Origin of the sequence: Massilia sp. MS-15 (assembly GCF_020176695.1) — a bacterium.
Lineage (GTDB): Bacteria > Pseudomonadota > Gammaproteobacteria > Burkholderiales > Burkholderiaceae_D > Telluria > Telluria hydrophila.
Genome location: NZ_JAIWIA010000007.1, coordinates 30,027 through 56,176 on the forward strand (window position 1 = coordinate 30,027; position 26,150 = coordinate 56,176).

Consider the following 26,150-nt stretch of genomic DNA (forward strand, 5'->3'; position numbering starts at 1 on the left):
CGATGCCTACTCGCGGACTTGCTCGACGGTGAAGGCGGCGGCGCCGTAGTCGCCTGGGCAGGGCGTTTCCAGGCAGACCGGCGTGCCCGCATACAGCGGCGCGGCCCCGGTATGCCGACGCAGCAGTTCGGCGGCGCGCGCGAACGGGAAGGTGGAAACGTCGCCTTCCGTCGCCATGCCCGTAGCGCTAAAGTCGCGCGGGCTGTCGGACACCATCACCAGCAGGCGGTCGGTGCCTTCCGGCCCGGTGGCACTCAGCGCCCAGCGCGGGCGCGGCAGGTCCAGCGTCGCGCCGGCGCCGATGCGGTTCTTGCGGTCCACCGCGTTGGGAAACAGTAGTTCGAAGTTGTTTCCTTGCGCACCCACCATGTAGACGTACACGAAGCCGGCGTGCGAGGAACGCACCGAGAAGCGGATCTTGTCGCGGTTGATCCGCAGGCGTGGGTTCTCGACCCGTACGCTCACCTGGCGCTCGGGGCTGGCGCCGGCCATCACGGCGTCGAGGGCCGCGGCCGGCGTCAACGCGGCCGGTGCGGGCGCCGGCGCACGGGCTGTCGCCGGCGCCGCTGCCGCTGCGGGAGCGGGTGCAGGTGCAGGTGCTTGCTGCAGCGCGGACGCGGGCGGCGCCGCAGCGGCCGCCACGCGCGGCGGCACTGTCTCCGCGGCCTTGCCCGCCTGCGCGCCTGACGCCTTTCCTTGCATCCCCGAATAGGCCCACCACCCGGCCGCGCCCAGCACGAGCGCGGCGCCGGCACCGAGCAGCATGGCGCGGCCACGTGGCGCGGCGCGGGCCGGCTGCGCGATGTCGGAGCGCGGATGCGGACGATCGGGGTCCGGTGCCGGCGCAGCAGGGGGCGGCGCCGCGGGCGGCACGGCGTGCGGCGGCGCTGTGCGCACCGCCATCGTGTCGAGCCCGAGCAGGGCACGCAGCGCCGCCACGTCCTGGGGCCGGTCTTCCGGCCGGAACGCGAGCGCGCGGTCGATCGCTTCCAGGAAGGCGCCGCTGTAGCGCTCCCCATAGCGGGCGGCGAGCGGTACATACGGATCCGCCATCATGCGGCTGACGGCCGGCGGCGGCGCCCGGCCGTCGATCGCGAAGTGCACCACCGAGGCCAGCGCATACAGGTCGGTCCACGGGCCCTGGCGCATGCCAGGCATTTCCGCGTACTGCTCGATCGGCGCGTAGTTCTGCTTGAGGATCACGGTGAAGGCCTGGTTCATGTCGCCGATCGCGCGCCGCGCGGCGCCGAAATCGAGCAGCAGCGGGCGGCCTTCCTCCAGCATCAGGATGTTGTCCGGAGCGATGTCGCGGTGGAAGCACTGGTGCTGGTGGATCTGGTCGAGCGCATCGAGCAGCGGCGCGAGCAGCTGCTGCAGCCAGGTCTCGTCGGGCGCGGCCTCCAGGTCCTTCAGGGTCTGCTTCAGCGTGGTCCCGCGGTAGTAGGGCATCACCATGTAAGCGGTGCCGTTCGCTTCCCAGAAGCGGTACACCTTGACCAGCGAGGGGTGGTCGAACTGCGCCAGCAGGCGCGCTTCGTTGACGAAACTGCGCAGCCCCGCCTCGTAGCTTTCCGCGTTCTGCGCCGAGCGCACGCTGACGTGGACCTCGGTCGAACGCGCGGCGAAGGAAGGCATGTACTCCTTGAGCGCGACCTGGCGCTCGAGCGAGCTGTCGTAGGCGAGATAAACGATGCCGAAGCCGCCTTCGCCCAGGATGCCGGTGATCTCGAACTCGCCCAGGCGAGTCCCGGGCGGCAAGGCATTGCTGCGCTCGTGGGCCCCGACGGCGGTCGGCGCCGGCGGCGGGGCGCTGGAAAGCACAGTGCGGTCGTCTTCGGGTGAAGTGCTCATGGGAGAGGTCGCTGGCTGATGCGTACATTATGAGCTAGTTGATAACACCAAGCCAGATCTTTTGCGCCATGGTGCGGGATCAACGGTCGACAAACAGATGGGTGGATCAAATCCATGTAAACAGTGACAAATGGTATTTCCTATACTCTATTTTTCGTTGTAAATATACAAATACAAACATTATCTTGAATTGCAGTGTAAATATCCAGATAATGAACGTCATGCCATGTGCATGGCGGCGAGCCGGCGCATCAGCGCTCGCCAGCCCAGCTCCATCAGGAGAACAATCATGCGCGTCCATGCAAGCGATGTTCTTTCCGGCCCCGTCCGCGTGCAGGGCCGTGTTCCGGCACGTTTCCCTTTGTACGGGGACCTGCTTGGCAGGGTCGGCCATTTCCTGCACGGCCGCCACCACCATTCCACCGAGGTCCGTCCCGGCCGCAAGCGATAGCGGCCCTGCACATTTTCCCTTCCTTTCGTGTCCTGTTCTGCGGCTATCCGCCGCAGCGGGAGCGCTATGCGCGTCTGCATAGGCGCGCCAGGCATCGGGAAATCAATGATTAATATCTATGCAATTAATTTCTGCAAAAACCAATAATACTTCTTTATTTTTGATCGCTTGTTGGTATAGGATTTTTAGCGGTAAAGAGCCTGCGGTAAAGGTTCACCGATAAAGGAGCAGGCCCCCAGGCTGGTTCCGCCGGCAGTTTCGCCAACGCTGCATGTCGTGGAGTACGGATGAGCACTATCGACCTCGAGGCCCTGCTGTTGGAAGTCGAACCCGGCGCGCCCTGCGGGCCCGACCTGGAATACGACCCGGCCTTCCTGGCCCTGGAGCGCGAGGCGGTCGGCAAACCCGAAGTCCAATACGGCGCGACCATCACGCCGGCCGTGCCACCTGACTGGAAAGCGGTGCGCCGCATGGCGGGCGAGCTGCTCGGGCGCAGCCGCGACCTGCGCCTGGCGCTTCACCTGCTGCGCGCCGAGCTGGCGCTGGACGGCATCGCCGGCCTGGCCGATGGCCTGGTACTGATCGAGCGCCTGCTGGCCGAGCGCTGGGACAGCGTCCACCCGATGCTCGACAGCGACGACGGCAACGATCCCACCCTGCGCATCAACTCCCTCGCCATCCTGGCCGATGCCGGCACCCTGGTGCGCGAGCTGAAGGAGACCAGCCTGCTGGTCTTGCCCGGACTCGGTCCGCTCAGCATCCGCCTGCTCGAGATCGCGAACGGCGAAGCCGCCGCCGGCGACGAGGCGGAACGCATCGCGCCGGCCTCGATCGAGCGTGCGATCGCCGACCTCGCGCCGGGGGCGCTGCAGGCGGCACTCGCGACGCTCGGCCGTGCGCTGGACGCCGCGGTGAACATCGAGGTGGGCCTGGTGCGCCAGGTGGGCAGCGCGCAGGCCCTGAACCTCGATCCGCTGGTGCGCCCGCTGCGCAAGGCGCACGAGTTCCTGGCGCGCCAGCAGGGCGCAGCGGCGCCGGCAACCGTGGCGCAGGAGGCGGCGCCGGCCGCCGCCGGCAGCGCGCCGGTCGCGGGCGCGCGTGGCGGCAACGGGACCGATATCGCCACCCGCGAGGACGTGCTGCGCACGCTCGAGCGCCTGGTCCAGTACTACCGCCAGCACGAGCCTTCGAGCCCGGTGCCGATTCTGCTCGAACGCGCCAGGCGGCTGGTGCCGATGACTTTCTTCGAGATCCTGCAGGACCTGGCGCCGGACGGCGTGGCGCAGATGGCCGTGATCCGCGGCCCGGAGCTGGCACGGCAGGATAGCGAAACGTGATCGTGGCAATAGCGGGGGGCAATCGACGGGTATTGCAGGGCCGGGGCAGCAACAACAACGTGCCGTTCACACAGGGGGGTGTCAATCGTGGGTAAAGAGAGTAGCCAGAAGTTCATCGCGCGCAACCGGGCGCCGCGCGTGCAGATCGAATACGACGTCGAGGTATACGGCGCGGAGAAGAAGATCCAGCTGCCTTTCGTGATGGGGGTGATGGCCGACCTGTCCGGGCAGCCGGCCGATCCGCTGGCGCCGGTGGCCGAGCGCAAGTTCCTCGAGATCGATGTCGACAATTTCGACGAGCGCCTGAAGGCGATGAAGCCGCGCGTCGCGGTGCAGGTGCCGAACACCCTCACCGGCGAAGGCAATCTCGCGGTCGAGATGACCTTCGAGAGCATGGACGACTTCACGCCGGCCGCGGTGGCGCGCAAGGTCGGCTCGCTCAACAAGCTGCTCGAGGCGCGCACCCAGCTGTCCAACCTGATGACCTACATGGACGGCAAGACCGGGGCCGAAGACCTGATCGCCAGGCTGCTGGCGGAACCGGCATTGATGCAGGCCCTGACCTCGGCGCCCAAGCCGCAGGCATAACCAGAACAGCGGGGAGAACACGATGGCTGAACTACAGGAAGTGATGGAGCGGGACCAGGCCGGGTCCGAACTGAGCGATTTCGGCAGCCTGCTGCAGAAGGAATTCAAGCCGCAGTCGGACAAGGCCCGGGAATCGGTCGAGAACGCGGTGCGCACCTTGGCCGAGCAGGCCCTCCAGGGCAGCAACGTGGTGTCGGGCGACGTGCTGGCGACGATCGAAGGATTGATCGCGGAGCTGGACCGCAAGCTGAGCGAGCAGATCAACCTGATCCTGCACACGCCCGAGTTCCAGAAAGTGGAGGCGGCCTGGCGCGGCCTGCACTACCTGGTCAGCAATACCGAGACCGACGAGATGCTCAAGATCCGGGTGCTGAACATTTCGAAGAACGAACTGGGCAAGACCCTCAAGAAGTTCAAGGGCACGGCCTGGGACCAGAGCCCGATCTTCAAGAAGATGTACGAGGAAGAATACGGCCAGTTCGGCGGCGAGCCCTATGGCGCGCTGGTGGCCGACTACTACTTCGACAACAGCGCGCCCGACGTCGAGCTGCTCAGCGCGATGTCGAAGGTGGCCGCGGCCGCGCACGCGCCTTTCATCGCCGCCGCCGCGCCCTCGGTGATGCTGATGGAATCGTGGCAGGAGCTGGCCAACCCGCGCGACCTGACCAAGATCTTCCAGACCCCGGAGCACGCCGCCTGGCGTTCCTTCCGCGAGTCCGAGGATGCGCGCTACGTGGCGCTGGCCATGCCGCGCTTCCTGGCGCGCCAGCCCTACGGCGCGCGCACCGATCCGGTCGAGGAATTCGACTTCGAGGAAGACACCTCGGCCGCGGGCAGCAGGAACTACACCTGGGCCAACGCCGCCTACGCGATGGCGGTCAACATCAACCGCTCGTTCAAGGAATATGGCTGGTGCTCGCGCATCCGCGGCATCGAGTCGGGCGGCGCGGTCGAGGGCCTGCCCGTGCATTCCTTCCCCACCGATGACGGCGGCGTCGACATGCAGTGCCCGACCGAGATCGCGATCTCGGACCGGCGCGAGGCCGAGCTGGCCGCCAACGGCTTCATGCCGCTGGTGCACAAGAAGAACACCGACTTCGCCGCCTTCATCGGCGCCCAGTCGATGCACAAGCCGGCCGAATACGACGACCCGGACGCCACCGCCAACGCCAACCTGGCGGCGCGCCTGCCTTACCTGTTCGCCACCACGCGCTTTGCGCACTACCTGAAGTGCATCGTGCGCGACAAGCTCGGCTCGTTCAAGGAAAAGGACGAGATGCAGCGCTGGCTGACCAAGTGGATCATGCAGTACGTCGATGGCGACCCGGCCAGTTCGAGCGAATCGACCAAGGCCAGGAAGCCGCTGGCGGCGGCCGAGGTCGTGCTGGAGGAAGTCGAAGGCAACCCGGGCTACTACACGTCCAAGTTCTTCCTGCGGCCGCACTACCAGCTCGAGGGCCTGACCGTGTCGCTGCGGCTGGTCTCGAAGCTGCCGTCGGCCAAGGCCTGAATTACCTGTTGTCGAGTGGGCGCGGCGGGTGGGCCGTCCGCGCAGGGGTGTGCAACCACGCCGGGCCTTCGTGCGCCCGGCAATAACCGGAGAGTGACATGGCATTAGATATGTTCATCAATATGGGCGGCGCCATCAAGGGCGAGTCGCGCGACAAGGAACAGGGCGCGAAGGGCGACATCGATATCCTCGCCTGGAGCTGGGGCATGAGCCAGTCGGGCACCACCCACACGGGCGGCGGCGGCGGCGCGGGCAAGGCCAACTTCCAGGACCTGTCCTTCACCAAGTACATCGACAGCTCGTCGAACGCGCTGATGAACGCCCTGGCCAAGGGCAGCCACATCGAGAAGGCGGAGCTCTTGGTACGCAAGGCGGGCGAGGGCCAGCACAAGTACATCCTGATCACGATGGAGGAGGTGCTGGTGACCTCGATCTCGACCGGCGGCAGTGGCGGCGAAGACCGCCTCACCGAAAACGTGACCCTCAACTTCGGCAAGGTCAGCTTCGCCTACACGCCACAGGACAGCAAGGGCACGGTGGCGGGCGACAAGACCTTCACCTGGAACATCGCCGAGAACCACGGCAACGTGGCCTGAGCGGCCCGGTTCCGCGCGCTGCGCCCGCAGGCGGCGGAGCGCGCGGCGACTCCAGCACCATTCACCATGGGCCGCGTCGCGGCCGGGAGGTTCGAATGCTTGCGCAACAGCTTGTCCGTGAAGGGGATCTCGGCGCCGCGCTGGCCGCGCTGCAGGACGCGGTCCGCAAGGATGCCGCGAACGCGAAGCTGCGCGTATTCCTGTTCCAGCTGCTGGCCGTGATGGGGCAGTGGCCGCGCGCCCTGGCCCAGCTCAATGTCGCCGGCGAACTCGATGCCGCTACCCTGCCGATGGTGCAGACCTACCGGGCGGCGATCCAGTGCGAGGCGCTGCGCGCCGACATCTTCGCCGGCCTGCGCGTGCCGCTGGTGTTCGGCGAACCCCAGCCCTGGCTGGCGCAGCTGATCGAGGCGCTGAAGCACGATGCGTCCGACCCGGCGCGCGCCGCCGATGCGCGTGCCCAGGCCCTGGACGCGGCCCCCGCTTCGGCGGGCAGCATCGACGGCACACGCTTCGCCTGGCTGGCCGACGCCGACCTGCGCCTCGGCCCGGTGCTGGAAGCGATCGTCGACGGCCGCTATTTCTGGATTCCCCTGTGCCGCATCCGCCACATCGCTTTCGAAGCGCCGGCCGACCTGCGCGACACCGTCTGGAGCCCGGCCAGCTTCACCTGGGCCAATGGCGCCGGCAGCGTCGGCCTGGTGCCGGCGCGCTACAGCGGCACCGCCGCCAGCGGCGACGACGGCCTGCTGCTCGGGCGCCGCACCGAATGGCGCGGCGAGGAAGTGCTGGGCCAGCGCATGTTCGTCAGCGATGCCGGCGACCATCCGCTGCTCGATGCGCGCGACATCGCCTTCGACGCCGTTCTGGAGGACGGCGCGGATACCGACAATGCCGAGGTGGCGCAGCATGGCTGAACTGGCGCCCAGGGAGCGGCTGCAGCCTTCGCTGCTGGACCGCCTCACCGACGAGGAGCCCGGCACCCAGGCCGAGCCGCGCGAACGCCGCGTGCTGTCGCTGCGCACCCTGCGCGAAGGCGTGCTGCGCGACCTGGCCTGGCTGCTCAACACCACCTGCCTGCTGTCGTCCATGGATGCGCCGCGCCTGCCGCACCTGTCGAACTCCGTGCTCAACTACGGCGTGCCGGACCTGTCGGGCAATTCGATCGCCAACTTGAACCTGCCGCGCCTGGAGCGCGCGATCCGCCAGGCGATCTGGGACTTCGAGCCGCGCCTGGTGCGCGGCACCGTGAGCGTGCGTGCGCTGGCCGACGCCGGCGTCGAGCACAACAAGCTCGGTTTCGAGATCGAGGCCGACATGTGGGCCCAGCCCTATCCGGAGCGGCTCTATCTCAAGACCGAGCTCGACCTGGAACGCGGCGCCGTGACCCTGGTCGAGAGCGGCGCCAGGAGCCACGCATGAACCCGCGCATGCTGCGTTACTACAGCCAGGAACTGCAGCACCTGCGCGAGATGGGCGGCGAGTTCGCCCAGGCCTATCCGAAGATCGCCGGCCGCCTCGGCCTGGACGGCTTCGAGTGCGCCGACCCTTACGTCGAGCGGCTGCTGGAGGGCTTCAGCTTCCTGGCCGCGCGGGTGCAGATGAAGATCGACGCCGAATTCCCCCGCTTCACCCAGCACCTGGCCGAGCTGGTGTATCCGCAGTTCCTGGCGCCCACGCCCTCGATGGCGGTGGTGCAGCTGCAGCCCGACCTCGGCAACCCGGCCCTGCAGAAGGGTTTCCAGGTGCCGCGCGGCAGTGCCATGCGCAGTGTGCTGGGCAAGGGCGACAACACCGCCTGCGAATACCGCAGCGCCCATGCGCTGACCCTGTGGCCGGTCGAACTGCTCGAAGCCAGGTTCTTCACCATCGGGGGCCTGCAGGCGGGCGTGCCGCTGCCGCCGGCGGCCAAGGCCGGGATCCGGCTGCGCCTGCGCACGGGTGGCCCAGCCTTTCGCGACCTGCCGCTCGATTGCCTCGGCCTGCACCTGCGCGGGGCCGATGCGCTGCCGCTGCGCATCTACGAACTGCTGCTGGGCGCGATCGAAGGGGTGCTGGTCACGCCGGTGGCGCGGCCAGCCGCCTGGCACGTGCTGCTGCCGAAGACGGCGCTGCGCGCACGCGGCTTCCAGGACGAGGATGCGCTGCTGCCCGGCGCGCGCCGCAGCTTCGCCGGCTACCGCCTGCTGCAGGAATACTTCGCCTTCCCGCAGCGCTACCAGTTCGTCGACCTATGCGGGCTGCAGGCGGCGTTGCGGCGCTGTCCGGAGCGCGAAGTGGAGATCACCATCCTGCTCAGGGAGGGTGACGCCCAGCTCGAAAAGATCCTGGATGCCAGCCACCTGGCGCTGCATTGCACGCCGGTGGTCAACCTGTTCGAGCGCCGCGCCGACCGCATCAACCTGACCGGCGAGCAGTTCGAGTACCACGTGCTGGTGGACCGCACCCGCCCGCTCGACTACGAGGTGTACAGCGTCGAATCGGTCACCGGCTATGGCAGCGGGCCGGAGGCCGAGCAGGGCTTCCGGCCCTTCTACACGGCGCGCGACCTGGCCGGCGGCGATGCCGCCCAGGCCTATTTCCAGGTGCGGCGCGAGCCGCGCATGCTGTCCCAGCGCCAGCGGCGCGACGGTCCGCGCTCGAGCTACGTCGGCAGCGAGACCTTCGTCGCGATCGTGGATGCGGCCCAGGCGCCTTACTCCAGCGCGCTGCGCCAGCTCGGGCTGGGCGTGCTGTGCACCAACCGCGACCTGCCGCTGGCGATGCCGATCGGGACCGGCAAGACCGACTTCATCCTCGATTCCGGCGCCCCGGTGAGCGCCGTGCGCTGCGTGGCCGGACCGAGCCAGCCGCTGCCTTCCTTCGCCGAGGGCAGCGCCACCTGGCGCCTGCTGAACCACCTGTCGCTGAACTACCTGTCGCTGCTCGACACCGATGCCGAGCAGGGCGCGGTGGCCCTGCGCGAGCTGCTGGCCCTGTATTGCGCCCCGGCCGACCTGCACGGCCAGCGCCAGGTCGAGGGCCTGCGCTCGGTGAGCGCGAAAGCGGTCACGCGCCGCATGCCCTCTCCCGGGCCGATCACCTTCGGCCGCGGGATCGAAATCAGCCTGCTCTTCGACGACGCCGCCTTCGAGGGCAGCAACGCATTCCTGCTGGGCGCCGTGCTGTCCGAGTTCTTCGCCGAATACGTGTCGATCAACGCCTTCACCGAGACGGTGGTCAGGTCGCTGGCGCGCGGTCCCATCATGCGCTGGCCGGCCAGGGGAGGGGCATGCGCGATCCTGTAGCGCTCGAGGCCGAGCTCGAAGCAAGGTCCGCCCGCATGGATTTCTTCCAGGTTCTGCGCCTGGTCGAGAACGCGCATCCGCAGCTGCCGCGCATCGGCAGCTCGCTGCGCCCGCGCGACGATGCGCTGCGCCTCGGCCAGGACCCGTCGCTGTGCTTCCACCCGGCCGCCCTCGGGCAATTCCTGAAGAGCGGCCCCGATGCGCGCGCGCGCCTGGCGGTGAACTTCTTCGGCCTGCTGGGCGCCAACGGTCCGCTGCCGCTGCACCTGACCGAATACGTGCGCGACCGCCTGCGCCAGGGCGGTGACCCGACCCTGCTGGCCTTTCTCGATGTGTTCCACCACCGGCTGCTGTCGCTGTTCTACCGCGCGCGCGCCAGCGCCGAGCCGGTGGTCAGCCTGGACCGCGCGGGTCCGGACGGCGACCGGTTCTCGGTGTTCGTCGGCAGCCTGTTCGGCATCGGCAGCCCGGCCCTGCGCGAGCGCGACGCCATTGGCGACTTCGCCAAGCTACATTTCGCCGGCCTGCTGGCCAGGCGCGTGCGCCCGGCCGCCGGCCTGGCCTGCATCCTGCGCGCCTACTTCGGGCTGCCGCTGCGCATCGAGCAGTTCGTCGGGCACTGGATGGCGCTGCCGGAGGAGGTGCAGAGCCGCATCGGGGCCGGCACCGCCGGCGAGGTCAACCGGTTGGGCGGCTCGCTGGTCCTCGGGCGCAAGGTGTGGGATTGCCAGAACAAGTTCCGCATCGTGCTCGGGCCGCTCGGCTACGAGGACTACCAGCGCTTCATGCCCGGCGGGGACAGCCTGCGGCGCCTGCTGGCCTGGGTGCGCAGCTATTGTGGCCTGGCGCTCGACTGGGAAGTGCGCCTGGTCCTGGAGCGGGACGGGCGCCCGCCGCTGCGCCTGGGCGGGCCGACCCGGCTCGGCTGGAGCAGCTGGCTGGCCAGCACTCCGGCCGCGGGCGCGCTGGACGGCATGCGCATCGGCCGCGCCGGCATCGAATCACGACACTAGACAGGGGAAGATCATGGCGGACATCAGCCGCGTCGCATTGTTCGGCAAGTTGAACGGCCTGTGCTACCGGGCGATCGAAAGCAGTACCGTGTTCTGCAAGCTGCGCGGGAATCCCTACGTCGAGCTGGTGCACTGGCTGCACCAGATCCTGCAGCTGCCCGATTCCGACCTGCTGCGCATCATCAAGCACTACGAACTCGATGGCGCGGTCCTGGCGCGCGACTTCACCGCCGCGCTCGACCGCCTGCCGCGCGGCGCGAGCTCGGTCACCGACCTGTCCTCGCAGGTCGAGGAGGCGGTCGAGCGGGCCTGGGTGTATGGCACCCTGCTGTTCGGCGAGTCGGCGGTGCGCTCGGGCCACCTGGTGGTCGGCATGCTCAAGACCAGTTCCCTACGCAACGCCCTGTATGGCCTGTCGAAGCAGTTCGAGCGCATCAAGGCAGAGCAGCTGGGCGACAGTTTCGCGCAGCTGCTGGCGGCGTCGCCGGAAGCGCAGATGGGCGCCACCGACGGCTACACCGGCGGCGCCGCGGCGGCGCCGGGCGAGGCGTCGGGCGCCATCGCCCCGGCCGCGATGGGCAAGCAGGAAGCGCTCAAGAAATTCACGGTCGACCTCACGGCGCAGGCCCGGGAAGGGAAGATGGATCCGATCGTGGGACGCGACGACGAGATCCGGCAGATGGTCGACATCCTGATGCGGCGACGCCAGAACAACCCGATCATGATTGGCGAGGCCGGCGTCGGCAAGACGGCGGTGGTCGAAGGCTTCGCCCAGCGCATCGCGCGCGGCGACGTGCCGCCCTCCCTGAAGGAGGTCGAGCTGCGCACGCTCGACGTCGGCCTGCTGCAGGCCGGTGCCAGCATGAAGGGCGAGTTCGAACAGCGCCTGCGCTCGGTGATCGACGAGGTGCAGGCCGCCAGCCGCCCGATCATCCTGTTCATCGACGAGACCCACACGCTGGTCGGCGCAGGCGGCGCGGCCGGCACCGGCGACGCCGCCAACCTGCTGAAACCCGCGCTGGCGCGCGGCACCCTGCGCACCATCGGCGCCACCACCTTCGCCGAGTACAAGAAGCACATCGAGAAGGACCCGGCCCTGACCCGGCGCTTCCAGTCGATCCAGGTCGACGAGCCGGGCGAGGAGCGCGCGATCCTGATGATGCGCGGCCTGGCCTCCACCATGGAACGCCACCACAAGGTGCAGATCCTGGACGAAGCGCTGGAAGCGGCGGTCAGGCTGAGCCACCGCTACATCCCGGCGCGCCAGCTGCCCGACAAGGCGGTCAGCCTGATCGACACCGCCTGCGCGCGGGTGGCGGTGAGCCTGCACGCCACGCCGCCGGAGGTCGACGACAGCCGCAGGCGCATCGAGGCGCTGGAAACCGAGCTGGCCATCATCCGACGCGAGGAAGCGATCGGGATCGAGACGGCCAGGCGCGCGGCCGACGCCAACGACCTGCTGGGCGAGGAGCGCACGCGCCTGGCTGCGCTGGAAGAACGCTGGAACGGCGAACGCGCCCTGGTCGACCGTCTGCTGGCCCTGCGCGCCCGGCTGCGCGAGGTTGGCCAGCCGGTGGAAGGCACCGGCAGCCGGCTGGAAAGCGCGGCGCAGGCGGATGCGCCACTGGCGCCGGAAGGACGTTCCGGCCTGCTCGACGAGCTGCGCGGCGTGCAGGCCGAGCTGGCCGCGCTGCAGGGCGAGCACCCGCTGATCCTGCCCACGGTCGACTACCAGGCGGTGGCCGCGGTGGTCGGTGACTGGACCGGGATTCCGGTCGGGCGCATGGCGAAGAACGAGATGGAGACCATCCTCAACATCGCCGCCACGCTGGCCGAGCGCGTGATCGGCCAGGACCACGCGATGGAAATGATCGCCAAGCGCATCCAGACGTCGCGCGCGGGGCTGGACAACCCGGGCAAGCCGGTCGGGGTGTTCATGCTCGCCGGCACCTCGGGCGTGGGCAAGACCGAGACCGCGCTGGCGCTGGCCGAAGCGCTCTACGGGGGCGAGCAGAACCTCATCACGATCAACATGAGCGAGTACCAGGAAGCGCACACGGTGTCCACCCTGAAGGGTGCGCCGCCGGGCTACGTCGGCTATGGCGAAGGCGGGGTGCTGACCGAGGCGGTGCGGCGCAAGCCGTATTCGGTGGTGCTGCTCGACGAGGTGGAAAAGGCCCATCCCGACGTGCACGAGATCTTCTTCCAGGTGTTCGACAAGGGCTTCATGGAAGACGGGGAAGGGCGCTTCATCGACTTCAAGAACACCCTGATCATCCTCACCACGAACGCGGGCACCGAACTCATTGCGGGCCTGTGCCGGGATCCGGACCTGATGCCCGATCCGGAAGGCATGGCCAAGGCCCTGCGCGAGCCGCTGCTGAAGGTGTTCCCGCCGGCGCTGCTGGGACGCCTGGTGACGATTCCCTATTACCCGCTGTCGGACGAGATGCTGGGCCGCATCGTGCGCCTGCAGCTCGACCGCATCAAGAAGCGGGTCGAGGCGCGCTACAAGATCCCCTTCACCTATACCGACGGGGTGGTGAAGCTGGTGGTGTCGCGCTGCACCGAGAGCGAATCGGGTGGTCGGATGATCGATGCGATCCTGACCAATACCATGCTGCCCGATATCAGCCGCGAATTCCTGACCCGGATGATGCAGGGCGAGGCGGTGAGCGCGGTGGCGGTCGATGTGCAGGACGGCGCGCTGGCCTACCGCTTCGGTTGAAACCACGGCGGGACGGAGCTGTTGCATCCGCCAGCAAGGCGTTGCAGCCTTGGGGATCTTGCTCCATACTTCATGAACAAAATGCGGCACGGCACAGGGGAGACGATCATGCCGAATCAGGTGTCGATGGGAGCGATGATGAGCTGCAGCTTCGGCGCGGCGCCTTCCTCGCTGGTGGTACCGCCCACCAACAAGGTGCTGTGCGAAGGTCCTCCCGCGGCCAACATCATGGACCACAAGCCGATGCTCAACATCCTCCCCTTCGGCATGTGCAGCTCGCTCGCCAACCCGGCGGTGGCTTCCGCCACCTCGGCCGCCATGGGGGCGCTCACGCCCATGCCCTGCGTGCCGGCCACCGCTGCGCCGTGGGTGACGGGTGCGCCCACGGTCCTCATCGCCGGCATGCCGGCGCTCGACAACGTGGCGAAGTGCTTCTGCAACTGGGGTGGGGTGATCAGCTTCATCCACCCCGGCACCGCCATCAGCATGATTCCTTGACGGGCGCACCGACATGGATGCCATCCAGGCGAATCGCGAAGTCAGCGTCAGGACCGGGCTCGGGGACGACGTGCTGCTGTTCGCCGGCATGCGCGGCACGGAAGCCCTGGGCCGGCTGTCCGAGTTCAGCGTGCAGCTGCTCTCGAGCGACGCCAGCCTGGATATCGGCGCGGTGCTGGGCAAGCCGCTGACGGTGTCGGTCGCCACCAGCGAGCATGGCGAGCTGCGCCACTTCAACGGCATCGTCACCCGCTTCGCGAACACCGGCTGGCGCGGTGAATTCGCCAGCTACGAAGCCACCGTGCACCCCTGGGCATGGCTGCTCACGCGCAGCGCGGACTGCCGCATCTTCCAGGACATGACCGTGCCCGACATCGTCAAGCAGGTGTGCGCGGCCTATGGCGGCGCGGCCAGCCTGTCGGTGACGGCGCTCAGCGGCGACTATCCGCCACTGCCGTACTGCGTGCAGTACCGCGAGACCGATTTCGACTTCGTCTGCCGCCTGCTGGAAGGCGCCGGCATCTATTTCTACTTTACGCATAGCGCGGAGCGGCACACGATGGTGCTGGCCGATTCGGGCAGCGCGCACGCTCCGATTGACGGCTATGGCGGCCTGAAATTCGCGCGCGCCGCGCGCCGCGAGAAATGGGCCGAGGAGAGCGTGTCGGCATGGTCCACCGGCGGCGAGATCGCCAGCAGCAAGGTGGTGCTGCAGGACTTCGATTTCGAGAAGACCGGCAACTGCCGCAGCGGCGGCCTGCTGGCCTCGGCGAACATCGCCGCCGGCTTCGATCAGGCCTCCTACGAGGTGTTCGACTATCCCGGCGGCTACACGGCGGCGGCCGATGGCAGCGCGCGGGCGCGCGCCCGCATCGAGTCCTTGCACGGCCAGTGCGAACGGATCGAGGCGACGACCGACGCGCGCGGCCTGTATCCGGGTGGCCTGTTCACGCTGGCCGAGCATCCGCGCGAGGACCAGAACCGCGCCTACCTGCTCACCTCGGCCCACTACGAGATCGTTGGCAACGCCTACGCCAGCGGTGGGGGCGGCTTCGTGTTCTCCTGCCGGATCGGCGCCATCGGCAACCAGCATCCGTACCGGCCGCTTCCCAGCGTGCCGCATCCGCGCGTCCACGGGCCGCAGACGGCGATCGTGGTCGGCAAGGCGGGCGAAGAGATCTGGACCGATCGGTACGGCCGCGTCAAGGTGCAGTTCCACTGGGACCGCGTGGGTAAGGACGACGAGCATAGCTCGTGCTGGGTGCGGGTGGCCCAGGGCTGGGCCGGGAAGGGCTGGGGCGCGATGGCGGTGCCGCGCATCGGCATGGAAGTGGTGGTCAGCTTCCTCGAGGGCGACCCCGACCGGCCGCTGGTGACCGGCTGCGTCTACAACTCCGACACCATGCCGCCCTATGAACTGCCGCAGCACCAGACCCGGGCGACGGTCAAGAGCCAGTCCTCGAAAGGCGGCGGCGGCTTCAACGAGCTGCGCTTCGAGGACAAGAAGGGGGAGGAAGAGGTGTACATGCACGCCGAGCGCGACTTCCTGCGGGTGGTGCAGAACAACGACGCGCTGAAGGTCGGCTTCGAGAAGGCGGACCAGGGCAACCAGACGATCGACATCAAGAACGACCAGGCGCTGACCATCGGCAACGACCAGACCGTCGGCATCGACGGCAAGCAGGCGGTCAAGGTCGGCACTACCATCGTGATCGAAGCCGGCACTTCGATCGAGCTGAAGGTGGGCGCCAGCAGCATCAAGATCGAGGCGGCCAAGGTCACCATCAAGTCGCCCGAGATCGAGGTCGCCGCCGATGCGAATGCCACGCTCAAGGCCGGCGCGCTGGTCACGATCGGCGGCGCGCTGGTGAAGATCAACTGATGGAACCCGGACCGGAACAGGCAAGGATGCGATGCTGCTGACCCTGAGAATCCTGACCTATCGGCACCAGCCGGTACCGCCCGCGCCGGCCGTGCGCTTCGATGCCCAGGGCGGCCAGATCGGCCGCGCGCCCGACAACACCCTGGTACTGGATGACCCCAGCAAGTACATCTCGCGCATCCATGCGCGGGTGGGCGTGCAGGACGGCGCCTTCGTGCTCGAGGACCTGGGCAGCAACCCCAGCGTCGTCAACGACCGCCCGCTGGGCAAGGGCTGCCAGGTGGCGCTGGCCCATGGCGACCGGGTGCAGATCGGCGACTACTTGCTGCAGGCGGTGCTGGAAGCGATGCCCGAGACGCCGGCCCTGGCCCCGGCCCCTCCCAACGACACCGCGCTGCCGCTGTTCGAGCCGCCGGCGCCGGCGCCGCGGGCGCCGCTGCCGCCACTGGAACCCGTGCCGGCGCCAACGGTGCACGTGGCAGCGGCAGCGGCAGCGTTGGCGGAACCCGCGTTCCTCGACCCGCTGGCCGGTGGCAGCCTGCTCGACGTCGCCCCGGAACAGCTGGCCGGCCACGATGATCCGCTGGGCCTGAACCTGTTTGCGCCGGCGCCGGCGCCAGGCAGGCCTGCGCGTGCGGCCGAGAGCGACCATGTGTCGCCCGAGCTGGCGGCGCTGGGACATGCGGTGCCGGTACAGGCACGGGATCCGGTGCCGATGGCCGCGTCTGTGCCCTTGGTCCCGCGCATGCCGCGTGGCGGCTTTGCCATTCCCGACGACTACGATCCGCTGGCCGACCTGCTCGCGCCGCGTGCACCGTCTGAGCCACCGCTGGCGCAGCCGCCGCCGGCGGATAGTCCCGAGCTCCCTGTCGTGCCGCCATGCGATCCGGCACCGGACGCCGTAGCGCCGCCGGCGCCGGCGGCAATGGCAGCCAGCCAGCCTGCTGGGGAATCCGAACCCGGGCACGATGCGCCGCACGCGCTGTCCGACTCGCCTCCTGCCGTTCCCGCCGTTCGCGCCGCTCCCGCAGCACCCGCAGCACTGGACACGGCCGACGCCTCCGCCGACGCCGTGCTGGCCGCGCTGCTGCGCGGCCTCGGCCTGCCGGGGCTGCAGCTGCAGCGTCCCGCCACCGAGGTGGCCGAGACCGTGGGCGCCATGCTGCGCGAAGCCACCGCCGGCACCATCGACGTGCTGATGGCGCGCGCGCTCACCAAGAAGGAGAGCCGGATCGACATGACCATGCTGTCGGTGCGCGCCAACAATCCGCTCAAGTTCTTCCCCCATGCCGAAGGGGCGCTGACCCAGATGCTGACCGGGTCGATGAGCGGCTACCTGGAGCCGGTGGAGGCGGTGGCGGGCGCCTTCGACGACCTGCGCGCGCACGAGCTGGCGGTGATCGCCGGCATGCGCGCGGCGCTGGCGGCCGTGCTGCACCGCTTCGATCCGGCCAGCATCGAGGCGCGCCTGGCGGAGCCGAAGGTATTGGACAGGCTGCTGGCCTCCAGCCGCAAGGCCAGGATGTGGGACCGGCTGGTGGAACTGTACGGCGAGATCGCGCGCGAGGCCGAGGACGACCTGCAGCGCCTGTATGGCGAAAAGTTTTCGGAAGCGTACGAGGAGCAGGTGGAACGCCTGCGCCAGGCCAGGCGCTAGCACGCGCCCATTACCCGAAGGAGCAACATGGCGTGGAAGAACAAGGTGGTCTGGTCCGAAGGCATGCTGCTGCAGCCGCAGCACCTTCAGCAGCACGACCGCTACTGGCAAAGCCAGCTCGAAAGCCGGGTCGCCGGCCTGCGTCCCTACAGCTGGGGATTTTCCGAGCTGAAGATCGACGAGCACCAGCTCGCGCTCGGCAAGATCGCCCTGCGCGCCTGCAGCGGCGTGCTGCCCGACGGCACCCCGTTCGCGCTGCCGGCCGATGACGACCTGCCGCTGCCGCTGGACGTGGCGTCCGATGCACGCAACCTGATGGTGGTGCTGGCGCTGCCGCTGCGCCGCCACGGCATCGCGGAAGTGGGGGATGGCGCGGGGCCGGACAACTTCGCGCGCCACCGCACCGAGGACTACGAGGCCTGGGACAGCAATGGTCTCGACAACAGCGCGCTGCTCCAGGTCGGCAAGCTGCGCCTGCGCCTGGCGCCGGCGCCGGAGGTAGCGAACGCCTACGCCACCATGGGCGTGGCGCGCGTGGTCGAGCGCCGGGCCGACGACCGCCTGGTGCTCGACCCCGACTACAGCCCGCCCTGTCTCGACTACCGGGTGGCGCCGCGCCTGGCCGCGTTTGCCGACGAGCTGGTCGGCCTGCTGCACGCGCGCGGCGACCTGCTGGCCGGCCGCCTGTCGCAGCCGGGAGCGGCCGGGGCGGCCGAGATCGCGGACTTTCTCCTGCTGCAGCTGATCAACCGCGCCGAGCCGCTCGCGGCCCATCTGGCCACGGCCAGCGGCGTGCATCCGGAAACCCTGTACGCCACCCTGGCCGCGCTGGCCGGCGAGCTGGCCACGTTTACGGATCCGGGCAAGCGCGCGGCCAGCTACCCGGTGTACCGGCACGACGCGCTGGCCGACAGTTTCGCGCCGGTGATCGCCGACCTGCGGCGCGCGCTGTCGACGGTGATGGACACGCACGCGGTGCCGATCGCGCTGGAAGAGCGCCAGTTCGGCATCCGGGTGGCGGTGGTGCCCGACCGCGAGCTGCTGCGCTCGGCCACGTTCGTGCTGGCGGTGAATGCCCACCTGCCGCCGGAAGCGCTGCGCGGCGCGTTCCCGGCCCAGGTGAAGATCGGCTCGGTGGAGAAGATTCGCGACCTGGTCAACCTGCAGCTGCCGGGCATCGGCCTGCGCCCGCTGCCGGTGGCGCCGCGCCAGCTGCCGTTCTATGCTGGCTATACCTATTTCGAACTCGACGGCGGCAGCGAATATTTCCAGCATCTGCACCAGTCGGCCGGCTTCGCGATGCATGTGGCCGGCGACTTCCCCGGACTGCAGATGCAGTTCTGGGCCATCAGGAGGTAAGCGCGCATGGACACCCAGGGGACTCCCAAGCCGGCGCCGGATGGCGACGCCACCATGCTGGTGCTGAATCCTGGAGGACGCCGCCCAGCGCCGGCGCCAGCCAGCTCGGCACCCGCGCCGGCCGTCGACAGTGCGCTGCCGCTGCACGAGGCGCCGCCGGGCAGCGGCCTGAATCCCCTGGTGCGGGCTGCCAATCCGCTGCTCGACCTGGTCGTCCCGCTGCGCCACATGGCCCAGCCGCCCGACCTGGGCCAGCTGCGCGAACGCCTGGCCCAGGCCCTGCGCCGCTTCGAGTCCGAGGCGCGCGCCGCCGGCGTGCCGGCCGAATCGGTTGCGGCCGCGCGCTACGCCCTGTGCACCCTGCTCGACGAAGCGATTTCCGGCACCGCCTGGGGCAGCGGGGTGTGGGGCTCGCGCAGCCTGCTGGTGGCCTTCCACAACGAAGCCTTCGGCGGCGAGAAATTCTTCCTGGTGCTGCAGCGCCTGAGCCAGGACCCGGTGCGCCACCTCGACCTGCTGGAACTGATGTACCTGTGTCTGGCGCTTGGGCTGGAAGGGCGCTTCCGCCTGGCCGACCAGGGCCAGGCCCAGCTTGCCACGCTGCGCGAGCGCCTGCTGCAGCTGATCCGCCAGCACCGCGGCCCGGCCGAGACCGACCTGTCGCCGCACTGGCGCGGGGCCGCCGCGCCCCAGGCTTCGCCGCTGCGGCGCACGCCGGTATGGGTACTGGCGGCGCTGGCCGGGGTGCTGCTGCTGGCGGCCCATCTGCTTGCGTCGAACGCACTGAACCGCCGTTCGGACCCGGTGTTCGCCAAGCTCTCGGCGCTGCGCCAGCCGCAGGCGACGGTGCCGGCTCCGGCGGCGGTGCCGCCCGCGCCCTCGCGCGTCGCCGGCTTCCTGGCGCCCGAGGTGGCGCAGGGCCTGGTGACGGTGCACGAGACGGCCGGGCGCACCACCATCACGCTGCGCGGCGAGGGCATGTTCGATTCCGGCAGCGCCGAAGTCAACCCGCGCCTGCATGGCCTCTTGGTGCGCATTGGCGAGGCCCTCGCGACGCTGCCCGGGAAGGTGGTCGTGGTCGGCCACACCGACAACACCCGCCCCGGTCTGTCGGCGCGCTTCCCGTCGAACTACGACCTGTCCAAGGCACGCGCGCAGAGCGTGATGGCGATGCTGGCGGCGCGCGCTGGCCCGCCTGCGCGCTACAGCGTCGAAGGCCGCGGCGAGGCCGAGCCGCTGGTGCCGAACGACAGTCCGGCCGCGCGCGCGCGCAACCGCCGGGTCGACGTGGTGGTGCTGGCACCAAGCGGCGCTTTCTAGCAGCGCTTCCTAGCAGGGTATGCGCTTTTCCAACGCAGTCCGTAAGGGCGGGGAATCATGAAACGTCTGTTTGCCTGGTTGTTCAAGCGCCCCGTGCTGGCCTTCGTCGGCGTGCTGCTGCTGTCGCTGGTGTTCTGGTTCGAGGCGCCGCTGCTGGCCTTCGATGGCAAGGAACCCTTCGCCGGACGCGCCGCGCGCTGGACGGTGATCTTCTTGATGTTCGCCGCCTGGGCCGGCTGGTATGGCGCGAAGCTGCTCAAGGCGTATCTCGCCAACCGGCGCCTGATGGCCAGCCTGGCCGCGGCGAATGCGCCGGAACCCGGGCCCGGGATGCCGGCGCCGGCCGCGCTGCAGGAGCAGGCCGCGCTGCAGCAGCGCATGCAGCAGGCGCTGGCGGTGCTGCGGCGCGCGGCGCCCGGGCGGCGCGCCTGGGGCAGCCAATACCTGTACCAGCTGCCCTGGTACATGTTCGTGGGCGCGCCCGGCAGCGGCAAGACCACGGCCCTGACGCACTCCGGCCTGCGCTTCCCGCTGGCCGACACCATGGGCGCCGGCGCGATCGGCGGCGTGGGCGGCACCCGCCTGTGCGACTGGTGGTTCACCGACGACGCCGTGCTGCTCGACACGGCCGGGCGCTACACGACCCAGGACAGTGACCAGGAGGTCGACCAGGCCGGCTGGCACGGCTTCCTCGGCCTGCTCAAGAAGTACCGCCCGCGGCGCCCGATCAACGGCATCATCGTGGCGCTCAGCGTGTCCGACCTGCTGCAGCAGGGACCGGCCGCGCGCCAGGCGCAGGCCGGCGCGATCCGGGCACGCATCAAGGAACTGCACGAGCGGCTGGGCAGCAGCTTTCCGATCTATGTGACGGTCACCAAGTGCGACCTGCTGGCCGGCTTCGTCGAGTTCTTCGACAGCTTCGGCCGCGAGGAGCGCGCCCAGGTATGGGGCATGACCTTTCCCATCGGGCCGGCCGAAGCGGCGCTGGCCGAGTTCCCGGCGCGCTTTCACGAGCTCGAGCAGCGCCTGCAGGCGCGCGTGCTGGGCCGCATGGGGGAAGAGCGCGACCTGCAGCGGCGCGCCCTGCTGTACCGCTTTCCGCAGCAGTTCGCCGGCCTGGGCGAGGTACTGAAAGGCTTCCTGGACGCGGTGTTCGCGCCGACCCGCTATGAGCAGGGCGCGCAGCTGCGCGGCGTCTACTTCACCAGCGGCACGCAGGAAGGCAATCCGATCGACCGCGTGATGGCGGGGCTGGCCGCCAGCTTCGGGCTCGATCGCAAGGTGCTGGCGCCGAACGCCGCCAGCGGGCGCAGCTACTTCATCACCGGCCTGCTGCGCGAGCTGATCTTCAAGGAAGCCGGCCTGGCCGGGCTGGACCCGCGCCACGAGCAGCGCCGGCGCTACCTGCGCTGGGCGGCAACCGGCGCCGCGGCGCTGCTGGTGGCGGGCTTCGCGGCGGCGCTGGCCACCAGCTACCTGCGCAACGAACGCGTGGTGCGCGAGGCCGACGCGCGCAGCGACGCGCTGGCGCGCATGGTCGGTGCGCTGCCGGCCGATGCCTCGCTGCTGGAGGCCTTGCCGATGCTGAACGCGGCGCGCACGCTGCCGGGCGGTTTCGAGGAGCGCGAGACTGGCGTGCCGCTCCTGAACCGGGTCGGCCTGAACCAGTCGGATAAACTGGGTGCGGGGGCGCAGCTGGCCTACCAGCGCCTGCTGCGCTCGGCCCTGCTGCCCCAGGTGATGGGGCGGCTCGAGGACGTGCTGCGCCAGGGCGAGGCCAACAACCAGGACCGCCTGTACGAAACCCTGCGCGTCTACCTGATGCTGGGCCAGCCGCGCCACCTGGAGCCGGAGTCGGTCCAGGCCTGGCTCGACCTCGACTGGCGTCGCAGCCTGCCGCAAGCCAGCGCCGCCCAGCGCGATGCGCTGGCGGCGCATGTGGGCGCGCTGCTCGATCCGGGCGGCGCGGCGGCCGACCCGCCGCCGCTGGACGCCGGCCTGGTGAGCGAGGTGCGCGCCAAGCTGGCGCTGATGCCGCTGCCGGAGCGCGTCTACAACCGCCTGCGGCGCAAGGTGGCGCAGGCGCGGCTGCCCGAGATCAGCGTCAACCGCGCGGCCGGACGCGACGCCTCCTCGCTGCTGGCTCGCACCAGCGGCGAACCGCTGACGCGCGGCGTGCCCGGCCTGTTCAGCGTGGCTGGCTACCGCGAGCTGCTGCGCCAGGCGCCGACCGCCCTGGCCGATATCGCCAAGGACAGCTGGGTGCTCGACCGGCGCGAGGCCGAAGGCGCGGTGGCGGCGCTGAGCGCGCAGGACATGCAGGCCGCGGTGCTGCGCCTCTACTATGCGGACTACATCCGGGCCTGGGACGCGCTGCTGGGCGACGTGCGCATCGCGCCGTTCTCCAGTCTCGACCAGGGCGCGCGCATCACCAACGCGCTGGCCGGCGCCGATTCGCCGCTGAAGGCCTTCCTGACCGTGGCGGCGCGCGAGACCACGCTGGCAGGGGCCGGGCCCGGATCGGCGGTGGCCCTGGACGCGGCGGTGCGCAGCAAGCTGTCGGCGGCGCGCCGCAAGCTCGAGGCGGCGCTGGGCGCGGAGGAAGAGGCGCCGGCCGCCGTGGAAGAAGCGGGCCATCCGGTGGACCAGCATTTCGCCCCGCTGCACCGCCTGGTGGGCAGCGAGAAGACGCCCGGCAGCCTGGACGCCCAGCTGGCCCTGCTGAAGGACGCCTCGCAATTCTTCGACGCCGCCGACCAGGCGCGGCGCGCCGGCACACCGGCCCCCGGCGGCGAAACGCTGCAGCGCATCAAGCGCGCCGCCGAAGGCATGCCGGCGCCGCTGGGCACCATGCTGCAGACCGTGGACAGCGCCGGCGCCAGCCTCACGCTGGGCAGCGAGCGCGCCCGCATCCGCGCCCTGTGGGCGGCCGAGGGCGCACGCTTCTGCGGCGCCGCGATCGCCGGACGTTATCCGCTGGCGCGCGGAGCAGGGCGCGACGCCACGCTGGACGATTTCGGCAAGTTCTTCGGCCCGGGCGGCATCATGGACGAATTCTTCACCCGGCACCTGGCGGCCCAGGTGGACCAGTCCGGCCGCCAGTGGCGCTGGCGCGACAGCGGCATGGCGCCGGCCGGCATCGGGCAAGAGGTCCTGAACCAGTTCCAGCGCGCGGCGCGCATCCGCGAGATGTTCTTCGCCGGGGGCGGACGACAGCCGTCGCTGCGCTTCGAGCTGGCGCCGCAGGCGGCCGACCCGTCCCTGGCCCGGGTGCTGCTCGACATCGACGGGCAGCAGGTACCGTACGCACCGGGCACGCCGGCGCGCCCGGTGCCGATCGTGCTGCCGTCCGGGAAGGGGGGAGGGCTGGTGCAGTTCGAGACCACGCCGCCGCTACGCACCGAACTGCGCACCGAAGGACCGTGGGCCTGGTTCCGCATGATCGATCGCGGCACGCTGCAGGCCGGCGCGCAACCCGAACGCTTCCAGCTGGGCTTCGACCTGGATGGGCGCAGGATGAACTACGTGCTGACGGCGGGCAGCGTGATCAATCCGTTCCGGCGCGAGACCCTGGAGGGGTTTCGGTGTCCGGCGGGGTGGTAGAGGCCGGCCGCCAGATGGAGCAGGCACCGGGATTCTTTGGCAAGTTGCCCAGCCATGGGGACTTCATCTGGCGCCGTCTTGCGCCCGACGTCCGCGCATGTTTCGATGACTGGCTGCAGAGGGCGCTCGTGCAGAGCAAGCGAGACCTAGGCAGTGCCTGGCTGCAAACCTGGCTACACAGTCCATTGTGGCGCTTCCTTGCCGCACCCGGCATTTGCGGCGACCAGCCATGGGCAGGTGTGATGATGCCAAGCCATGATCGCGTGGGTCGCTGCTTTCCTTTGCTACTGGCCGCACCATTGGACGGCATGCCTGTGCTGCGCGACTGCTTCGGACGCTACGATCCCTGGTTCGCGCAACTGGAAAACCTGGCCTTGTCGACACTCGCCGATGGCTTTTCAATAAACCGCTTCGATGCCGCCTTGAAGACAATGGAGGAGGCCCCGCCTGGAGGTAGTTCGTCAGGCTGCGCTGCAGGCCAGGGCCGTCCGATTTCGTGTCCGCCCGCGCAGCCTTGGGAGGCGTTACGCGAGTTAAAGAACGTCTCCCTCAGTAGGAAGAGCGCCTGGTGGACCCTAGGGAGTTCCAGCATGGCGCCACGCTTGTTCATCAATGACGGCTTGCCAGGCGTGGAGCGGTTTTCAACCATGCTTAACGCTCACTAAGAAGGCTGAGTGGGTGACAAACTCCATGTCCATTCCAGCATGTCGCTATCCGCGCTCGACCAAACATGAAATAAATGCGATGGTGCGGGAATTGATGGGATGGCGCTGCCCTTATACTACGACTACCAGCTTGCCTATTCATCGTCTACCAGGGAGATTTCCATGAGCTTGCATGTGCCCCCGTCCGGGATGCGCCGACTCGTCGCTTGTTGTGTGGCTGCCGTGCTGGCCGCGGGATCGTTCACTGCTGCGTCAGGCGCACGTGCAGCGCCAGTCGATGCCGCACCACTGTACACGCTGGCAATGACGTTCGAGGCAGGCGGTGAACGATCAGCGCATCGTGTGCAGATCAGGGCAGAAGACACGTTCTCCGTTACGTCGGGCGACTGGCGCCTGGAAATGGCAGTATATAAAGGCAAAACGCCTGACGATGTACGGATCGAAGGCAAGGTGTATAAAGGTCCGAATATTGTCAGCGCGCCGACCCTGATGACCCAGCTTCAGGAAAAAGCATCGATTAAAATCGACAATAATAGCGATCCTTTTAGCCTGTCGATGGTAGTCTCGCCGCAGCGATAGTCGGGGCAGCAAGGTGCTGCGATGCACGATGGGAAACGGCTGGATTGAGACGCTCAGTCGTCGCTGATCGTGCACCTGATGGCCTTCATGTCGGCTCTTGGAATTCTGACGAAACGACCTTGCCCGAAATCAGGTTTCCAAGCCTCGATGATAACCTCGTTCCCGGGCCTTATTTTTTTTTGTCCATGCCATCGCATTACTGCTGACAGGTATATCTCTTTATCGCCCTTGTCATAGCAAAAAGGGCCACTGACAAAAATGTCACCATGCTTCAGTACGCCAATAATGCGCCGGTCGGCAATGCTGCTTGTTATTTGATCGCTGCCTTTGTTCTTATTGGCCTTGGTTAGCCACAAGATATATTGCTTCCCGCATTTTGCCGACACCACGGAAAATTCTTCCGATGCCGGGTAATCGGTGTATTCCTTGCAATGATCGGGTATTGCTTGCGCATGCCGCGTGAATGCGTCCAGCCCTGATACATCCCCCGGATTTTTCGCAGTGCAGTGCTGGAACTGCAGTCCGAGGACCGCATAAACCACACATCGACAGGGATGGAGCCTCAGCATGTCAGCAGTTCACGCGACCATTCCCTGGCGGTTCGAGATTTCCGACGTGCGGTGCGGTGTAATGATCGGACTATTCAACGGGCATTTCTTGAATATTTCGATAGGCGAAAGGCGTCCTTTCTCGCCGGGGAGGGGGCGAACAGACGTCCTGAGTTCGAAATGCAGGTGTTCCTCTTCGCCCTTCAGGTTGCTCGCATTGCCTGAACAACCCGTGTAGGCCACGAAATCGCCGGCCTTGATTTGGTTCCGTGGCCCGGCGCCCTGCACGATCGCCTTATCCAGGTGGCAGTAAGCCGCGAACAGGCGCCGGCCTTCGTGGTCGAACTCCAGCACGAGTACCAACCCAAAGCTTGAACTTTGATAGGTTTGAATCGAAATCGCATCTGCGATTGCATAGCAAGGCGTACCGACTCCGGCATAGAAATCCCAACCCCAGTGGCAACCTGCAAACCGTTCCTTGAAGCGCCCATACGTGTTGGAGAGTTTCCTGCGGCGGATAATATTATAGTCGAGCGGCCACTGAACACCTTGCATGATTAACTCCCGGGCTGGAACAATGCCGGCGGATTCATTCCGTGCCGACTTTCAGTGTTTGATTGATCAGGACGTCAAGTAAATACTAGCATGCGGTTTTTTCAGACTGCATGAATAATCTTT

General features: G+C 68.4%; 20 protein-coding genes. 17 read left to right on the forward strand and 3 right to left on the reverse strand.

Annotated features, from left to right (window positions below; all coding sequences use genetic code 11):
• Window positions 1–6 precede the first annotated feature (6 nt).
• Window positions 7–1,851: a serine/threonine-protein kinase gene (locus LCI23_RS03900; RefSeq protein ID WP_224944366.1), complete on the reverse strand. Its 1,845-nt coding sequence runs from the start codon at window positions 1,849–1,851 to the stop codon at window positions 7–9.
• A gap of 738 nt (window positions 1,852–2,589) precedes the next feature.
• Here LCI23_RS03900 and tssA point away from each other — a divergent pair.
• The 17 genes from tssA to LCI23_RS03985 all read left to right on the forward strand — a co-directional run bounded on the left by tssA (window position 2,590) and on the right by LCI23_RS03985 (window position 24,924).
• Window positions 2,590–3,639, forward strand: coding sequence for a type VI secretion system protein TssA (gene tssA / locus LCI23_RS03905; protein ID WP_224944367.1), 1,050 nt, complete (start codon window positions 2,590–2,592; stop codon window positions 3,637–3,639).
• A gap of 87 nt (window positions 3,640–3,726) precedes the next feature.
• Window positions 3,727–4,227: a type VI secretion system contractile sheath small subunit gene (gene tssB / locus LCI23_RS03910; RefSeq protein ID WP_224944368.1), complete on the forward strand. Its 501-nt coding sequence runs from the start codon at window positions 3,727–3,729 to the stop codon at window positions 4,225–4,227.
• Window positions 4,228–4,249: 22 nt separating this feature from the next.
• Window positions 4,250–5,737, forward strand: coding sequence for a type VI secretion system contractile sheath large subunit (gene tssC / locus LCI23_RS03915; protein WP_224944369.1), 1,488 nt, complete (start codon window positions 4,250–4,252; stop codon window positions 5,735–5,737).
• 98 nt (window positions 5,738–5,835) lie between these two features.
• On the forward strand, window positions 5,836–6,333 hold the full coding sequence (locus tag LCI23_RS03920) for a type VI secretion system tube protein Hcp (protein WP_224944370.1): 498 nt from the start codon (window positions 5,836–5,838) through the stop codon (window positions 6,331–6,333).
• Between the two features lie 95 nt (window positions 6,334–6,428).
• Window positions 6,429–7,250, forward strand: a complete 822-nt coding sequence (locus LCI23_RS03925; RefSeq protein ID WP_224944372.1) for a type VI secretion system accessory protein TagJ — start codon at window positions 6,429–6,431, stop codon at window positions 7,248–7,250.
• Window positions 7,243–7,755 (forward strand): type VI secretion system baseplate subunit TssE, encoded by a 513-nt coding sequence (gene tssE / locus LCI23_RS03930; RefSeq protein WP_224944374.1) that lies wholly within the window; start codon window positions 7,243–7,245, stop codon window positions 7,753–7,755. The genes LCI23_RS03925 and tssE overlap by 8 nt, the downstream gene beginning before the upstream one ends.
• The gene (tssF, locus tag LCI23_RS03935; protein WP_224944376.1) at window positions 7,752–9,620 is read left to right on the forward strand and encodes a type VI secretion system baseplate subunit TssF; all 1,869 of its coding nucleotides are present in this window, start codon (window positions 7,752–7,754) and stop codon (window positions 9,618–9,620) included. Before tssE ends, tssF begins: the two co-directional genes overlap by 4 nt.
• On the forward strand, window positions 9,605–10,633 hold the full coding sequence (gene tssG / locus LCI23_RS03940) for a type VI secretion system baseplate subunit TssG (RefSeq protein ID WP_224944379.1): 1,029 nt from the start codon (window positions 9,605–9,607) through the stop codon (window positions 10,631–10,633). The genes tssF and tssG overlap by 16 nt, the downstream gene beginning before the upstream one ends.
• Before the next feature lie 13 nt (window positions 10,634–10,646).
• The gene (gene tssH / locus LCI23_RS03945; protein ID WP_224944382.1) at window positions 10,647–13,361 is read left to right on the forward strand and encodes a type VI secretion system ATPase TssH; all 2,715 of its coding nucleotides are present in this window, start codon (window positions 10,647–10,649) and stop codon (window positions 13,359–13,361) included.
• Between the two features lie 108 nt (window positions 13,362–13,469).
• Window positions 13,470–13,859, forward strand: a complete 390-nt coding sequence (locus LCI23_RS03950; RefSeq protein ID WP_224944389.1) for a DUF4280 domain-containing protein — start codon at window positions 13,470–13,472, stop codon at window positions 13,857–13,859.
• 13 nt (window positions 13,860–13,872) lie between these two features.
• Window positions 13,873–15,741, forward strand: coding sequence for a type VI secretion system Vgr family protein (locus LCI23_RS03955; RefSeq protein ID WP_224944392.1), 1,869 nt, complete (start codon window positions 13,873–13,875; stop codon window positions 15,739–15,741).
• Between the two features lie 31 nt (window positions 15,742–15,772).
• Entirely contained in the window at window positions 15,773–17,398 is a 1,626-nt protein-coding gene (gene tagH / locus LCI23_RS03960) for a type VI secretion system-associated FHA domain protein TagH (RefSeq protein ID WP_224944407.1), read from the forward strand.
• A gap of 27 nt (window positions 17,399–17,425) precedes the next feature.
• Entirely contained in the window at window positions 17,426–18,757 is a 1,332-nt protein-coding gene (tssK, locus tag LCI23_RS03965) for a type VI secretion system baseplate subunit TssK (RefSeq protein ID WP_224944412.1), read from the forward strand.
• 6 nt (window positions 18,758–18,763) lie between these two features.
• Window positions 18,764–20,077, forward strand: coding sequence for a type IVB secretion system protein IcmH/DotU (gene icmH, locus LCI23_RS03970; RefSeq protein ID WP_224944415.1), 1,314 nt, complete (start codon window positions 18,764–18,766; stop codon window positions 20,075–20,077).
• Between the two features lie 57 nt (window positions 20,078–20,134).
• Window positions 20,135–23,680 (forward strand): type VI secretion system membrane subunit TssM, encoded by a 3,546-nt coding sequence (gene tssM, locus LCI23_RS03975; RefSeq protein ID WP_224944418.1) that lies wholly within the window; start codon window positions 20,135–20,137, stop codon window positions 23,678–23,680.
• A 14-nt stretch (window positions 23,681–23,694) separates the two neighbouring features.
• Window positions 23,695–24,345 (forward strand): type VI secretion system-associated protein TagF, encoded by a 651-nt coding sequence (tagF, locus tag LCI23_RS03980; protein WP_224944423.1) that lies wholly within the window; start codon window positions 23,695–23,697, stop codon window positions 24,343–24,345.
• 162 nt (window positions 24,346–24,507) lie between these two features.
• Window positions 24,508–24,924 (forward strand): hypothetical protein, encoded by a 417-nt coding sequence (locus tag LCI23_RS03985; RefSeq protein ID WP_224944426.1) that lies wholly within the window; start codon window positions 24,508–24,510, stop codon window positions 24,922–24,924.
• A 53-nt stretch (window positions 24,925–24,977) separates the two neighbouring features.
• Here LCI23_RS03985 and LCI23_RS03990 read toward each other — a convergent pair whose 3' ends face one another.
• Complete coding sequence (locus tag LCI23_RS03990; RefSeq protein WP_224944430.1) at window positions 24,978–25,493, reverse strand: hypothetical protein; 516 nt, start codon at window positions 25,491–25,493, stop codon at window positions 24,978–24,980.
• 9 nt (window positions 25,494–25,502) lie between these two features.
• Window positions 25,503–26,027, reverse strand: a complete 525-nt coding sequence (locus LCI23_RS03995) for a M23 family metallopeptidase (RefSeq protein ID WP_224944447.1) — start codon at window positions 26,025–26,027, stop codon at window positions 25,503–25,505.
• Window positions 26,028–26,150: the final 123 nt, after the last annotated feature.

Excerpts from the sequence above, each read along its gene's own strand:
- LCI23_RS03900 (WP_224944366.1), bottom strand. The coding sequence starts at position 1,851 with ATGAGCACTTCACCCGAAGACGACCGCACTGTGCTTTCCAGCGCCCCG.
- tssA (WP_224944367.1), top strand. The coding sequence starts at position 2,590 with ATGAGCACTATCGACCTCGAGGCCCTGCTGTTGGAAGTCGAACCCGGC.
- tssC (WP_224944369.1), top strand. The coding sequence starts at position 4,250 with ATGGCTGAACTACAGGAAGTGATGGAGCGGGACCAGGCCGGGTCCGAA.
- LCI23_RS03920 (WP_224944370.1), top strand. The coding sequence starts at position 5,836 with ATGGCATTAGATATGTTCATCAATATGGGCGGCGCCATCAAGGGCGAG.
- LCI23_RS03925 (WP_224944372.1), top strand. The coding sequence starts at position 6,429 with ATGCTTGCGCAACAGCTTGTCCGTGAAGGGGATCTCGGCGCCGCGCTG.
- tssE (WP_224944374.1), top strand. The coding sequence starts at position 7,243 with ATGGCTGAACTGGCGCCCAGGGAGCGGCTGCAGCCTTCGCTGCTGGAC.
- tssF (WP_224944376.1), top strand. The coding sequence starts at position 7,752 with ATGAACCCGCGCATGCTGCGTTACTACAGCCAGGAACTGCAGCACCTG.
- tssG (WP_224944379.1), top strand. The coding sequence starts at position 9,605 with ATGCGCGATCCTGTAGCGCTCGAGGCCGAGCTCGAAGCAAGGTCCGCC.
- tssH (WP_224944382.1), top strand. The coding sequence starts at position 10,647 with ATGGCGGACATCAGCCGCGTCGCATTGTTCGGCAAGTTGAACGGCCTG.
- LCI23_RS03950 (WP_224944389.1), top strand. The coding sequence starts at position 13,470 with ATGCCGAATCAGGTGTCGATGGGAGCGATGATGAGCTGCAGCTTCGGC.
- LCI23_RS03955 (WP_224944392.1), top strand. The coding sequence starts at position 13,873 with ATGGATGCCATCCAGGCGAATCGCGAAGTCAGCGTCAGGACCGGGCTC.
- tagH (WP_224944407.1), top strand. The coding sequence starts at position 15,773 with ATGCTGCTGACCCTGAGAATCCTGACCTATCGGCACCAGCCGGTACCG.
- tssK (WP_224944412.1), top strand. The coding sequence starts at position 17,426 with ATGGCGTGGAAGAACAAGGTGGTCTGGTCCGAAGGCATGCTGCTGCAG.
- icmH (WP_224944415.1), top strand. The coding sequence starts at position 18,764 with ATGGACACCCAGGGGACTCCCAAGCCGGCGCCGGATGGCGACGCCACC.
- tssM (WP_224944418.1), top strand. The coding sequence starts at position 20,135 with ATGAAACGTCTGTTTGCCTGGTTGTTCAAGCGCCCCGTGCTGGCCTTC.
- tagF (WP_224944423.1), top strand. The coding sequence starts at position 23,695 with ATGGAGCAGGCACCGGGATTCTTTGGCAAGTTGCCCAGCCATGGGGAC.
- LCI23_RS03985 (WP_224944426.1), top strand. The coding sequence starts at position 24,508 with ATGAGCTTGCATGTGCCCCCGTCCGGGATGCGCCGACTCGTCGCTTGT.
- LCI23_RS03990 (WP_224944430.1), bottom strand. The coding sequence starts at position 25,493 with ATGCTGAGGCTCCATCCCTGTCGATGTGTGGTTTATGCGGTCCTCGGA.
- LCI23_RS03995 (WP_224944447.1), bottom strand. The coding sequence starts at position 26,027 with ATGCAAGGTGTTCAGTGGCCGCTCGACTATAATATTATCCGCCGCAGG.